10 protein-coding genes and 1 pseudogene are annotated in these 14,126 nt (G+C 58.5%); 4 read left to right on the forward strand and 7 right to left on the reverse strand.

Going from position 1 to position 14,126, the window contains the following annotated elements:
• Positions 1–68: 68 nt before the first annotated feature.
• Positions 69–335, reverse strand: coding sequence for a cytochrome C oxidase subunit IV family protein (locus tag FEJ81_RS04620; protein WP_138244173.1), 267 nt, complete (start codon positions 333–335; stop codon positions 69–71).
• Between the two features lie 108 nt (positions 336–443).
• On the opposite strand from FEJ81_RS04620, the gene FEJ81_RS04625 reads away from it, so the two are divergent.
• The 3 genes from FEJ81_RS04625 to FEJ81_RS04635 all read left to right on the forward strand — a co-directional run bounded on the left by FEJ81_RS04625 (position 444) and on the right by FEJ81_RS04635 (position 3,971).
• Positions 444–1,847 carry a hypothetical protein gene (locus tag FEJ81_RS04625; protein ID WP_138244174.1) on the forward strand — a complete coding sequence of 468 codons (1,404 nt, stop codon included), beginning with the start codon at positions 444–446 and terminating at the stop codon, positions 1,845–1,847.
• A gap of 74 nt (positions 1,848–1,921) precedes the next feature.
• Positions 1,922–2,209, forward strand: coding sequence for a DUF7410 domain-containing protein (locus FEJ81_RS04630; RefSeq protein ID WP_138244175.1), 288 nt, complete (start codon positions 1,922–1,924; stop codon positions 2,207–2,209).
• A gap of 97 nt (positions 2,210–2,306) precedes the next feature.
• Positions 2,307–3,971 (forward strand): S8 family serine peptidase, encoded by a 1,665-nt coding sequence (locus tag FEJ81_RS04635; protein ID WP_138244176.1) that lies wholly within the window; start codon positions 2,307–2,309, stop codon positions 3,969–3,971.
• 309 nt (positions 3,972–4,280) lie between these two features.
• On the opposite strand, the gene FEJ81_RS04640 is transcribed toward FEJ81_RS04635, so the two are convergent.
• From FEJ81_RS04640 to FEJ81_RS04650, 3 genes are all read right to left on the reverse strand, one after another.
• Positions 4,281–6,770, reverse strand: coding sequence for a cbb3-type cytochrome c oxidase subunit I (locus tag FEJ81_RS04640; RefSeq protein ID WP_138244177.1), 2,490 nt, complete (start codon positions 6,768–6,770; stop codon positions 4,281–4,283).
• Complete coding sequence (coxB, locus tag FEJ81_RS04645) at positions 6,770–7,756, reverse strand: cytochrome c oxidase subunit II (protein ID WP_138244178.1); 987 nt, start codon at positions 7,754–7,756, stop codon at positions 6,770–6,772. The genes FEJ81_RS04640 and coxB overlap by 1 nt, the downstream gene beginning before the upstream one ends.
• A gap of 363 nt (positions 7,757–8,119) precedes the next feature.
• Positions 8,120–8,548, reverse strand: coding sequence for a hypothetical protein (locus FEJ81_RS04650; protein WP_138244179.1), 429 nt, complete (start codon positions 8,546–8,548; stop codon positions 8,120–8,122).
• A 59-nt stretch (positions 8,549–8,607) separates the two neighbouring features.
• Between FEJ81_RS04650 and FEJ81_RS04655 the strand changes: the two genes are divergently transcribed.
• On the forward strand, positions 8,608–9,243 hold the full coding sequence (locus FEJ81_RS04655) for an adenylate kinase (RefSeq protein WP_138244180.1): 636 nt from the start codon (positions 8,608–8,610) through the stop codon (positions 9,241–9,243).
• 2 nt (positions 9,244–9,245) lie between these two features.
• On the opposite strand, the gene FEJ81_RS04660 is transcribed toward FEJ81_RS04655, so the two are convergent.
• From FEJ81_RS04660 to FEJ81_RS04670, 3 genes and pseudogenes are all read right to left on the reverse strand, one after another.
• A complete protein-coding gene (locus FEJ81_RS04660; RefSeq protein ID WP_463605660.1) occupies positions 9,246–10,733 on the reverse strand; it encodes a DUF7289 family protein in 1,488 nt (495 codons plus the stop codon).
• A 265-nt stretch (positions 10,734–10,998) separates the two neighbouring features.
• Positions 10,999–11,145, reverse strand: a pseudogene (locus tag FEJ81_RS23685) (IS6 family transposase); the annotation flags it as partial.
• Between the two features lie 186 nt (positions 11,146–11,331).
• On the reverse strand, positions 11,332–14,115 hold the full coding sequence (locus FEJ81_RS04670) for a DUF7289 family protein (protein ID WP_138244183.1): 2,784 nt from the start codon (positions 14,113–14,115) through the stop codon (positions 11,332–11,334).
• Positions 14,116–14,126: the final 11 nt, after the last annotated feature.

Here is a 14,126-nt window from a genome sequence, read left to right on the forward strand (position 1 = left end):
GAAAAGACGAGAAAGACGGCGAGAGAACGGATTGATTCGATCCGAAACGGTCGGCGTTGACGAGAGCCCTACTGGATCGAGTACCCTGCGGCGAGGGTCAGCAGGAACACCATGAACACCGCAGTGAGCATCAGATAGGTGATCGACCGGGGCTCGTCTTTCAGGTGCTGGAAGTAGCCGGCGATCAGTGAGACCTTGATGGCCGCGAGAATCATCGTCCCGCCGACTGCCATCTGGTAGTCGAAGATTTCGGGGAAGTGGAAGAAGACGAACTTCCCTGTCGCTAACAGTATCAATGCCACGTAAATCAGGGTGTACGTCCGGAGACTCGCCATTAGTGAGGAATGTGGGTGACGGATACTTATACCTTCCTCATACGACTTCCGTCGGTCGATCGGCGGCGAAGCGACACGTAGATGGACCGCCGGAACGAAGCGCCGACAATGAGTGAACGGTCGGCTCTCGTTCGCCGAACCGGTATCGTTCTCGCGCTCGCGCTGGTCGCTCTCGCCGCCGGAGCCGGCCTCGCCGCCGCGAGCAACGTCGCGTCCGGCCTCACCGGCGGCAGCAGCGACGTGAGCGTCCCGACGTGGCTCTATCTCGCGACCGGCGGCGGTGCCGTCGGTGCTTCGGCGCTGTTGACGATGCTCGTCACCGATCGCGGGATCATCGGTACCTACCACGACCGCGCGCTCGAGGCGTCCGTCGACCGGCTGCTGACCGCCGGCTCGCTCCTGTTCGGCGCGATCGGACTCCTCGGGCTCGCGCTCATCTTCGCCGCCGGCATCGACGGGCCGAACATCGGACTGGTCAGTGCGACCGTCCTGGTGACGTTCGTCGGCGGGCGCGCGCTGCTGACGATCGCCACGTACGCCGTCGGGAACCCGTGGCCGGCGCTCAATCCGTGGCGGCGGATCGCATCGGCGCTGCCCAACGGCTACGAGGAGTATCCCTCGTCCTACAAATCCTGGCCCGCCGTGGTGGCGCTGCTGACGTTCGTCTGGCTCGAGGTCGTCGCCCCGCTGACCTCGTCGCCGCGGGCGTTGCTGGCCATCCTCGTCATGTACTCGTTGTTTACGATCTCGAGTGCGGTCGTGTTTTCACCGGAGACGTGGTTCCGGCGCGGCGATCCCCTCTCGCTGTGGTTCCGACTCTACGGAGCCGTCGCGCCGATTCAGCGGACCGACGACGGGTTCGAACTCCGGTATCCGGGATCGCAGTTGAGCGAGGCCGATCTCGTCACTGATCGGTCGCTCGTGGCGTTCGTACTCGTGCTGGTCTGGGAGCTGACCTACAGCGGGTTCATCGTCACGCCGATCGGGGTCCGGACCATCGAGGCGCTGGTCGGGATCGGACTGCCGCCCGTGCTCGTCTACCTGCTCTTGCTCGTCGGCGGTTTCGCCCTGTTCTGGAAGGTGTACTGGGTCGCCATCGACCGGACTCGCGAGCGAGCGGAGACGTACCTCTCCCGCGAGTACCTCGGGCTCAGGCTCGCCGCGCCGTTGCTTGCCATCGCGGCCGGCTATCACCTCGCACACTACATCGGCTTCGGGCTCTCGCTGTCGCCGGCACTGTTCGACGCGCTCGCGATGCCGCTGAACCCGCCGCCGAACCCGACTCGATACGCGCTGCCGGGCTGGTTCGGCTACGTCGAGATCGCCGGCATCCTGCTCGGGCACGTCCTCGCGGTGTGGGTCGCACACACCGTCTCGTTCGACCTGTTCCCCGGGAAACTGCAGGCGATCAGGAGCCAGTTTCCGCTCATCATCGTCATGGTCTTCTTTACGATGGTGAGCCTGTATCTCGTCTCGCAGGGAACGATGGATCCGCCGTACGTCCCGAGCTAACCCTGCCGGCAGCCCGTCGAGACGCGAGCGCCAACCGGCAAACACTTCCTCGCGCCACCACAACGGTCGACCGAATGACGACCGATCGCACGCTCAAGCGAACGTACGAGGTTCCCGCGGACGAAGCGCCCGGGGCGACCTGTCCGTACTGCGGACGGCCGTTCCGGTCCGAGCGATACGCGACCTTTCACATCGGCGTCGACCACCCCGAGGAGTGTTCCGAGGCCGAACGGGACGCCTTCGACGAGGAACGCGACGACGAGGAGTACGACCTGTTTACGTTTCACTTCAAGGCGGCCATCTCCGTCTTCCTCGTCTACTTCCTGTTTACGTTCATCTACGCGCTGGTCTGGGCGGGGTAGGCGACGCTCGAGCGAGCGGTCCACTTTCGGAACGACAGCCTCGAAGTAGTTCGTTCTCCAGAATCTCTTTGTTCGGTGACTACACAGTGACCGTATCATGGCGTCTGGCCGCTCCGGTACGATGTTTCCCTCCGTCCTCGCAGTCATCACTGTCCTCCTGCTCGCGTCCGTTTTCGCGCCGGTCGCGCTCGGATCGGGGGCGGGGGCCGGCGACGAGCCACAGTCGACCGCTTCGGACGATTCGATCGTCATCGACGACGACCTTCCCGAAAACGGGTCGACTGTCGAGGTCGTCGTTCGACTCGAGGAGGCGACCGTCCACGAAACGGCGTCCGATGCCGCGACGGAACGACGGCTCGAGACACATGCTGAGACGACGCAGGATCCGCTCCTCGATTACGTCCGGGACACGGACGGGGTATCCGTCGAGGAGACGTTCTGGCTGACGAACGCCGTGCTGATCACCGTCGACACGGACGAAGTCGACTACGAGACGTTCGAGCGGTTCGATGCGGTCGAGGCCGTCCACGAGAACTTCGCGGTGACCGTTCCCGAGCCGCCGAATCGCGCGAACGCGACGACGATGGCGACAGCGTCATCTCTCGCAGCAGGCGAGCGACGAACGACGACCGGACTCGCACAGCTGAACGCGTCCCCCGTCTGGGACGCCTACGACACGCAGGGCGAGGGCGTCCGCGTCGCAGTCCTCGATACCGGAATCGACGTCGGCCATCCCGACCTCGAACTCGCGACCGACGACCCGTCCGATCCGACGTATCCCGGCGGGTGGGCCGAGTTCAACGCGACCAGCCAGCGCGTCACGGGGTCGACGCCACACGATACGGGCACGCACGGAACACACGTCAGCGGAACCGTCGCCGGCGGGGCGACGACCGGCACCGCGATCGGCGTCGCCCCCGAGGTGGAACTGCTTCACGGGCTCGTTCTGACCGATACGAGCGGCTCGTTCGCCCAGGTCGTCGCCGGGATGGAGTGGGCCCTGCAGGAGGACGCCGACGTGATCAGTATGAGCATCGGTTCGACTGGCAAACACTCGCAGCTCATCGATCCGGTCCGAAACGCACGGGAGAGCGGTGCGGTCGTCGTCGCGGCGATCGGAAACGAGGGGGCGGAAACGTCCGGCTCCCCCGGTAACGTCTACGAGGCGATCAGCGTGGGCGCGGTCGACCGGAACGGAGCCGTCCCCTCGTTCTCCGGCGGAGAGCGGGTCAACCGGACCGACTGGGCGGGGGCCCCGGACGACTGGGCGGCACCGTCGTCGTACGTCGTTCCCGATGTCGTCGCACCCGGCGTCGCGATCACGAGCGCCGTTCCCGGCGGCGGCTACGAGTCGATGCCGGGGACGTCGATGGCGACGCCGCACGTCTCCGGAACGGCCGCGCTCTTACTGTCGATCGAACCCGACGCGACGCCCGACGAAATCGAGACGGCGCTCACCGAGACGGCCCGCGTGCCGGAGAGCCGTACTGCCGACGGGACGACGGACGGCAGCGACGGTGATGTGGTCGACACCCGCTACGGCTACGGCATCGTCGACGCCAGCGCCGCCGCCGATGCACTCGTCGCTGCCCGCGCCAGTCTCGAGCCAGTGACGGCGGACGAGCCAAACGGCGAGACGGACGGAACCGACGCGTCCAACCCCCTCTCGAGTCCCGTTCTCCTCGGTGGCATCGTACTCGTCGCCGCCGGCCTCGTCGCGGCGCTGACCGTTGCGAGTCGACGGCGAAACGACGATCGCTAACTGGACCGCGTTCTCTATCGGGCTTCGAAACCCGGTGTGTCCCCTTCGAGCAACGGTTCGTGTGACAGTAGCGACTCGCTCGGCGCGACCCGGTCGGAGACCGTCTCCCAATCACGGAGTGGCGTCCGACTGCCTCGATTGGCGGGCGCGGTACCGTCCGGGATATCGGCCCCGCTCGAGTCGGCATCCGCTCCCGGTCAGCGAGTCCGCTGTCCGATCGCGGTATCGTCCCGGATGGTGTCGGTCACAGTCGAAGCGGGGGAAAATAGCCCGAAACGGCACGGCGGAATCACATGTAGCGCCGGAGCGCTACATCAGATAGAACAGCGGGAACAGGAAGACCCAGACGATGTCGACGAAGTGCCAGTAGAGTCCGAAGTACTCGACCGGCATGTGGTCCTCGAGATAGGCGTCGATCGAGACGACCCGGTAGATCATGAACACGGCGATCAATAGCCCGAGGAGCACGTGCAGCGCGTGCAGGCCGGTGGTCACGAAGTAAATCGAGTACTCGATTCCGCTGAACCAGTAGTGACCGTCGGCGAACTTGCTGCTGTACTCGAAGGCCTTGACGCCCATGAACACGAGTCCGAGCAGGACCGTTACGCTCAACGCGCCGAGTAGTCCCTTCTTGTTCTCGCGTTCGGCCATCACGTGTGCGAGGATGACCGTGAAACTCGAGGTCAGCAGGACGTACGTGTTGAACAGACCGGCCATGGTGATCGAGTCGAGATGCCAGTTGCCCCATCCCATGTGGATGCGCATGAACACGTAGGCGCCGATCGCGGCACCGAAGACGACGACGTCCGAGGCCAGGAAGACCCAGACGCCCATCTTCTCGTTGCTGATGCCGCCGAACGGCCAGCGTTCGGCGACGGCCATCTCGGGCGCATCGAACTGCTCGCGGCCGAACTGGAACAGTGTGACGGCCATCATTCCCAGTCCGAGCACTACGAGCGCCGGGTAGATGATGCTCTGTTCGGGTGCCGATGACAGGCTCACGAAGTCGCCGACATCGCTGTGGATGTGCGACTCGACGAACGAGAAGACGTACGGCGTGATGCCGCTGAGTCCGAGGAAGAAGGTGAACGTCGCGGCACCGATGCCGAGCGGCCAGATACTGGCGTGGTCGGCGTGCTCTTCCTCGTGGCTCGCGGCCGTCGCACCGGCTGCTTCCTGTCCGTGTGCGACGCCGCCGTCGGTCGCGGCCGGGGCGTCGTCGACGAACTCGAGTTTGCCGCTGGCGTAGCTGGGCCGGTCCGGCCAGTTCTCGAGCGGCGGGGGCGAGGGAATCGCCCACTCAGCGGTTCGCGAGTACGTCCACGGGTTGTCGGGCGCGTCGGGGCCCGAGACGAGACTCTTTCCGAGCGTGACGAACATGATCAGGAACGACGCGCCGAACACGAACGCCCCGACGGTCGCCAGCTGGTGGTAGAGCTGTGCGCTCTCGGCGTAGTGGAAGACGCGGCGCGGCGTCTCCCAGGCCATGAACATCGGGAAGTACAGCAGGTTGAACCCGATGAAGTAGACCGCGAAGTTGAGCTTTCCGAGTCGCTCGGAGTACATCTTCCCGGTTATCTTCGGCCACCAGTAGTAGATGCCGCCGACCAGTGCGGTGACGCCCGAGACCATCACGTAGTGGAAGTGGGCGACGACCCAGTAGGTGCCCCGGAACTCGTAGTCGAGGACGACAGCACCGAGGAAGACGCCGGTGATCCCGCCGAGGATGAACAGGACGAGGGCACCTAGCGAGAACAGGAACGGCGTCGTAAACCGAACTCGACCCTTGACCATCGTGTAGATCAGCGCGAAGACCATCAGGTCGAACGGCAACGAGATCCCGATCGTCGTCGCCATGAAGAGCGTCTTGATCGGGAGGTTGATCGTCGACAGGAACATGTGGTGCATCCAGACGAGGAACGACTGGACCGCGACCAGGACCATCGCGATGATGACCCACTTCCGCCCGACGAGTCGCCGACCGGTGAACGTCTGGAACGTCTCGAACATGATCCCCAGCGCGGGGAAGAAGACGATGTACACCTCCGGATGACCGAAGAACCAGAAGACGTGGGCCCACAGCAGGCTCGAGCCCTGATCGGTCGCGAAGTACTGCGTGAGGAACAGCCGATCGACCGATAGCAACAGGAGCGCTGCCAGCAGGGCCGCGAAGGCAAAGAGCATCATCCAGACGGTCAGCAGCCACGACCAGGAGAACATCGGCATGTTCCACAGGCCGAGCCCTTCCGCTCGGGATCGGTGCATGGTCACGAGGAAGTTCACCGATCCGATCGTGATCGAGATGACGAACAGGGTCAGCGCGAGAATCGTCGCGTTTCCGCCGGTCATCGCCTGCATCGCTCCCGTGTAGGTCGGCACGTTCAGCGGGGCATACATCGTCCAGCCGCCGGAGAACGAACCACCCTGGAAGAACGAGATTCCCATCAGGATCCCCGAGAACAGGTAGAACCAGTAACTCAGGGCATTCAGCCGCGGGAACGCGAGGTCCTTCGCCCCGATCTGGAGCGGGATGAAGTAGTTCGCGAAGCCGCTCGCGATCGGCGACAGGAACCAGAACACCATGATGAGTCCGTGCGCGGAGACCGCTTGGTAGAACTGATCGTTCGTGAGCAGACCCGTACCGCCGGCCTCCCACAGGTGAGTCCGGAACAGCAGCGCGAGGAGGCCCCCGAACAGGAGGAAGAAGATTGCCGTCGAGATATAGAGGATCCCGACGTCCTTGTGGTTGGTCGTGACCAACCAGCGTTTGACCGACCGCATCGGCGGGAGATCACTCATCAGTTCTCGCCTCCGTCGTTGGCGTCGCTTTCAGTTGCATTACTTTCCGTCGCGTTCATCTCGAGCGTGAAGGTGTCGTCGGTCGGACTGTTCACATCGGTTTCTTCGATCGGCTCGAACTGGCCGTCGGTCGGCGTCACCGTCACGTTGTACGGCCCGGCGTGTTCGAGTTCGTCGATCGTGATCGATCCGTTCTCGAACTCGTCGGCCGTGTACGTCTCCTCGAAGTCAGTCTCCTGATGCTCGAGCGTGAGTTCGTAACCGTCGGTCACGCGGGATTCGTTTCCATCCTCCATCGTGAACGACATCGTCAACTGCTCGTCCATCCACTGGTCGAACTCGTCAGGTTCCACGACCTCGAGCGTGCTGACCATCGAGGTGTGGTACTCGCCACAGAGTTCATAGCACTGAATCTCGTATTGGCCGGTTTCGTCGGCCTGGAACCACGTTTCGTCGTACTCGCCCGGAATAGCGTCGGCTTTCACCCGTTGCTCGGGTATGCCGAACGCGTGCCAGACATCGCCCGAGGTCACCTGCACCCAGACCCGCTCGCCGGCGGGAACGCGGAGGTTACTCGGCTCGACGCCGTTTTCGTACTCGTAGCTCCACGCGAAGCCGTCGCCGACGACTTCGACGTTGAGCGCCTCTTCCTGTGCGCTCTCGCCCTCGTCGGCGGGGTCCTCGACGTACAGGAGCATCCCGTACGTCCAGATCACCAGCGAGATGACGATGATGGCACTGATACCGAACGAGAGAAACAGTTTCTTACCGCCCTTTCCGCCTGTCGGTAACTCCCCGACGGATGGCAGATCTTCGTCATCGCCGGCATCGCCCGTATCACGGTACTTGTACGCGTTGTACAGCGTATACGTGATCACGACGATACCGACGAGCGCACCTAGTCCGAGGAAGACCAGGAAGATCCGGTCGAACACGTCGACACGTGTCTGCATCGGGGTCGTCAGTAGGTTGATGATTGTATTCACCTCTTTTGAACTCCAGTTATATGTCGGAGGATGATTGCTGGGGCCACTTATCTATTTGGAAACCGCCCGACTGATGCCGTCTGTCGGCGAGCGTCCGGCGGACCGCTGTCTCGGTTTTCGGATGGGGCCCGTCTTTTCGGTCCATCACTGTGCCGTTGGGCCCGATGCTCTTTTTTCTGTCGCTGTCGTACGCAGAACCTGTCTAACGAACCACATACCAACCCCGCATACGAGGGGGTCCCCGAGCGGGTTCGGCTCGAGCGCAATTCCGAATCGAATCGTCTCGCCCGCTCGAGTGTGGATTACCGTTCTCCGTTACTGTTCGTCCCCTCGCTAGCGATGGAGCCGGCTGTTCACGGTTGCTCACACCTCGACGGCCCAGACGCGAAACACCGACGGGAGGTCGTACACCTCGCAGAAGATGTCATCGACGAATTGGGCGATCCGATTGGGATCCGCCTTCGCGCTGATCCGGACGTTGACTCCCTCGACTTCTTCGGGCCGATTCAGTTCGTCGATTTTGAACGCCGGGAACTCGCCGAGGACGGTCTTGAGCGTATCCAGTTCCTCGTCAGTACAGTCGACGTTGATCGTCCCGTCACCGAACTGCACCCACGGAACGCCGAGTTCGGCAGCCGTCTCGGCGTCGGCATCGGTGTCCGTGTCAGTCTCGAGGGCGCTCTCGTCGGCCTCGAGTGTCACGAATCCGCTCCCGCGTTCGCGATGGGCGGTGATGGCATCGACGTACAGTTTCCGTCGCTCGGCGGGCTCGGTGGCATTGAAGCGAGTCATAATCGGACGAACGTGCCCGATTCTTTAAGCCTTTATGTGCTGGCACTGAACGAGGCCGTATGGCTCAGCCACGAATCCTGATCCTGGGCGCGCCCGGGGCGGGTAAGGGGACTCAGAGTGCAAAGATCACCGAGGAGTTCGATGTCGATCACATCACGACCGGCGATGCCCTCCGGAATAACAAGGAGATGGACATCTCCGACATGGACACCGAATACGATACCCCGGGCAAGTACATGGATCAGGGCGAACTCGTCCCCGACGCGGTCGTCAACGCCATCGTCGACGAGGCGCTCAGTCAGGCCGACGGCTTCGTCCTCGACGGCTACCCGCGGAACGTCGAGCAGGCCGAGGAACTCGAGGACATGACTGACCTCGATGTCGTCCTCTATCTCGAGGTCAGCGAAGACGAACTCGTCCACCGACTAACGGGCCGACGGATGGATCCAGAGACCGGCGACATCTACCACGTCGAGTACAACCCGCCGGAGGACCCCGAAGTCGAGGAGCGACTGGTCCAGCGAGACGACGATACCGAAGAGACGGTCAAGGAGCGACTGTCGGTGTTTCGGGAGAACACCGAGCCGGTTATCGAGTACTACGACGATGCGGGCGTGCTCGAGCGAGTCGACGGCGAGCAGGCACCTGACGCGGTCTGGGAAGACGTGAAGGAAACGATCGACGACGCGGCGTAAACTCAGTTATTTCGAATCTCGATTTCGTGTTCGACGAGGTTGAGATACGTTAGTTGAGGTGCGGGTTCGTATCCCTCTGGAATCACGTCGACGGTACTATCCTCGAGGCCATTTAGGTCGACTTTGTTTGCCGCGGAGTCGAAATAGATCGAGTTAGCGATGACCGCTCCCTCGAAGGTGAATCCGCCACCGCCGGTGATGTCGATCTGATAGTCCCCGTTATTTGGTTCGAATTCGTCACTCGCAACGTAGAGTAGTCCCCGGAACGTGCTGCTCGAATCGTGAAAGTCGACGGAAGACGTTGACGTACCGTAGAGTTGAATCGTGTCTACGTTCTCCTCTCCACATTCGTCCGTTGGCTTCACATCATCGTGAATAGAGAAGTCCCCCGCTGCGTATATTTTCAGACTATGGTCTCCGTTCCCGCATTCGGAAACTGTTATCCCGCTCCCGTCGGTCGTTACGCTATCGTTGACGACGACGATCGCATCGTCTCCGACCAGTTCGAAATCGTATGATCCCTCGAGGTTCTCGACGTAGTATTTGCCTCCGGAATTGGAATTCGTCTCACTCAGTTCCCCGGACGCGTTCTCCTTGAAATCGTCTCTCAACTGCTGGATCGTCGCGTCCAGTGGAACGTATTCGGTTTCGTCCACGTCGTCGATCGGTTGCTTATTCCCGTTTCCAGTACCCGAACCGATGTTATCCTCACTCGGTAGCGCGACTCCCGACGAGAACGCGTTTTCGATATCGTCGTATCCGAGTCGGACTTTCACTTTGCCGTCAGCGTTTTCGGCCCCGTAACACGCCTGTTGCAGTGTCGTATCGCCTGCCTGATCGACGAAGTACTGCTCCCATCCTCGACAGTACTCGCTCTCGATTTCGATGAATACATGGTCGTCTTCGATGTAACTCTTCGGGCTACGGTTCGCGTCCGTTTGCCTGACACGGATATCGCCGGAATCGATCGATTTGTTCTCAGTGAGGCCGAATACGGGAAACGATAGCGTGCTCGTCTCGTGATTGTAATCGATCGGCGGCGCTGAGAGAACCCGCGTTTGCGACCCCGTTTCGTGGAATACGCCACCGCCCTCGTAGGCGATCGTCGTCCCGTCAGTACCCTCGTACTCGACGGTACCAATCGATCCATTGGCAACGGGCGTTTCGTTCTCGCTGCTGTAACTTTCGGTCCAGATCTCGTACGTCGCCGAACCGTGGTGTGCGATCGCTCCCCGTTCGCCGGCATGAAGTTCCATTGACTGCGAGGTGTCGCCGGAGACGGTCGACGATGAAATACTCGTACTCAACTCGACGAATGCCTGTTCGATCCGTTCTTGCTCCGATTGATGTTCTGCACTCGCCATCGCTTCGGTTCCAACGAGCAAAACGCCGATACTGCCGACGGCAACCATCCCGATCAGCAGGATCAGTGCCAACACGGAGGCTTGTCCTCGAGCCTCCCCTCCACGCCCACCACACCGTAAATTCATGGCTAGAACAGTTTCTCTTGTAATGATAATACGCTCGTCCGATCATATCTTCCAGAATCGTTTATCTCCGTTCAACAGTCGTATTTTACTATAGTAGGAACCCAGAATATTGCTAGAAGACGTGTAGAGTCGCAGAATACGTGTTCTGAACGGTATTGAACGATCGCATTCGTAGAATGTAAATACTCTCCTGACTTCTTCTCACTCTCGATCTCTAATTGCCCGTTCTTTCAACAGTGCACTAATTCGTCAACAATGGTACTGTCTAGTTCAGCACCTCCTCAGCTGGTGTTCGGCCATTCAGTACTTGATTCGGTCGATCGTGGTTGTAATGGTGTCTGAACCATCTGAGCCAGCGGCGAGCGCTGGCTGGACTGCCTCGCCAGAAGGAGGGAAAGCGGTCAACCCGCACCCCGACCACCCTAACGGGTGTCGGGATGCGCTCGTTCTCCCAAACCTCATCACAATCCACGTCTAAGCTCTCTTTGAGTAGGTTGGCGAGTTGCATGAGCACTTCTCGCCACCACCTGCTCATTCCTCAAACTCTCATCTAGACAGTGCCCCAACAATGATTATGTCAATACTTTGGCTACGTTATCTATCTAATCGTGATTGAACCAGCATTGACGGAAACCGTACCAGATTCTGGGTCCGTTTCGATCGTTCCGCCGCCTCTGATATTTGTCTCGCGTAATTCACCATTGACATGGACATCATCGAATGGATCGTCTTCAAGATCAACGTAGGTTCCACCGCCATCAACTTGAACGAATCCGATCACGTCATTGTAATTCGGATCGTTTGTATACAAGGCTTCATCTCGGTAGTTTTCTGCGATATCCCAGGCTGCACGGAATAATTCGCTCTGATTATCCGTATATAGGTCGTATTCGCCATTGTAGTTATGACCGTACGTGTCTTGCAGTCCGTCCTGGTCCATGGTAACCTCCATCATGAATGCGAAGTCTCGTGGACCGAGTGTGAGGTTATTCTCTTCATCTAACGTGACGCCGTCAGTCCCGGCTTTGAAGACTTCGGTGACGTTTCGCTGCCGTGGGTATCCCTCTTCAATTTCTGGGAGATTATTATGGTCAGCATCACGTGTCATGACGAAGCCGGTTTCTGACTCGGCTTCGTACCCACCACCTTCTGCTGTTGTAATTGGGGTGCCGAAATCCGTACATTCGCGATTGTAATAATTACTATCAGTCCCGGTTGCATCGGATTTATCCACGCCAGCATAGTCCCACTCATTACAGGACCAATATGTGGAGCTTATTGAGACAGTCCCAGTTACGTTTTCCTGTTCGTAATTCCAAACTTGATCCTGCGTTCCGAAGGTGTTGAGATTGTGATCCGCCATTGATTGCTCATCAATCTCATCTACGGGAAGTGTATTGTTTTCCCCTGCCGGCGTTAATTGCACCTCTGATCCGTTAACCATTGCAGATGCAGTCACCGGTGCCCATTGTTTATATTGGTCAAATTCTGCCACTTCTGCGGATCCATCTCCATCCCAACTCCAATCACCGTCCTGATGCCAGTCAAGTACGTATCCGCCGTCCTCACTCCATACAAGTTTGTTAACATCCCAATTCCACTCCCCTTCAAAATTCCGCTCACAATGTCGGCCATAGCAGTTGCGGACCACTTCTCCATCTGCTTCCGGAGTAGTTCCATCTGCTGCGACCCATCCACCACTTGACGATGTTTTCGGCTCATCATTGGTCGACTCTGGCTCAGATGGGACAAGGCTAAAGCCAAAATTGCCCGATTCTTGTCTGACTACCGATCCATCTGCTTTACTACCGTCATTAACGAGAAGGCCTGCGTCGGCGTTATCGGTGAACGGACTAGTTATGCGGTTAAAATCGCCCTCTGCTGAGATTTCTGTCCCGATAATGCTTGTACTCACATTTGCGGGCTCGGAAACAATCACTTCTCCTGGATCTCCTATTCCTCCACCATCGATTGTGAAATTCCTAGTTACTTCACAAGTTTGATTGTTGTTAGCACATATTCCAGTGGGGTTATCGATAGCAACGGTAAGTTCATACTCTCCATCAGGGAGTGCGCTACGATTTATTGTCGTCGCTATCGTGCTGTCGTTCCACGGCTGTTGCTCGACCGAAGAAACGGACTCCCAAGAAATATCTACAAGGTCCCCCTGGTCGTTCCGAACCTGTTGATCTCCTTGGAGATCGATTGAAACATTCCGTGGTTCATCAGTTTCGCCTATATTCAAGAACCCAGCTTCTAGTGAAATAGTCTGGTTCTGGGGATCTTGATTAATATCTATATCACTGTTGTTAAGCTTATAGTAGGATGTATTCGGATAGCTCAAAAAGAATCTTCCTTGAGCGTAGTCATCGCTTGTGCTAACGTTATACGTGTACGGCTTATATTGACTGAGGTTATCTTCCTGTTCCGAAATTGCATTTACTGGCAATGTGAGTGATTCAGTTGTCGTCTCACCTGGTTCAAGTTCGATTTCCGTTTTGGTTTCCGGATTTACTGCCAGTGTCAGATTGCCCGTTCCGTATGCATCTCCAACATTGAGAACCGATGCATTGACTTCCAGTTCACCATTACGTGGAACCACTCGGTCAGCTTCAACATCTGTCACCTGGAATGTCGCGTCCGATCTCGCATCCTCAATATACACCCGTACGCGCTTTTCGTCTGGATCATGATCAATATCTACATCTCCCTTCAAAGCAGACTCAAAATGCTGCTTCCATCCTTCATGATATTCACTTTTGATTTCTAACGCAAGATCCGTCCCGTTCGATTGTTTTGATGAATTCTCAATTTCTGCGGCTAAATCATCCGATTTAGAATCGTTTATCTCCGCAATTCCGTTGTCTCCGTTGATATCGCTAGCATCTACTTGGACAACGTTCATTGTCAGAGACTGGTCGTAGTGTATATCTGGTGCGGAATAGACAGTCGTTCCATCCGCTGTTTGTTCCCATATGCCACCCCCTTGATACGCGATGGTTTGCCCATCTATCTTTGATTCAACCCTTCCAAGTGGATCGATTGTTGCGTTCGGGTTGTTATCAAAGGCGGTAGAGCGATTATTCACCCACGCAACATATACCGTCCCATCTGGCTCGAATTGTGCATCTTCAACTGGGACCTCCTGCTGTTGTTTCGTGTTTATAACCGTCGAAAAGCCATGATCCATGACATCCATTGAGGTACGTGTCTGTTCTACTTGACTCTCCGATTCAATCGAACCGATTAATCCCATCCCAACAGTGATAAGTAAAACGGCACTGATTGCTACGATTCCAAACAATAAAACGAGGCCAACTTGTGGAGAGGCACCTCGCTCTTCGTCTTCCCCCTTATGTAGACATTCACGTTCCCCGGTCATTACCCCAGTAA

Source organism: Natrinema versiforme (genome assembly GCF_005576615.1).
Lineage (GTDB): Archaea > Halobacteriota > Halobacteria > Halobacteriales > Natrialbaceae > Natrinema > Natrinema versiforme_A.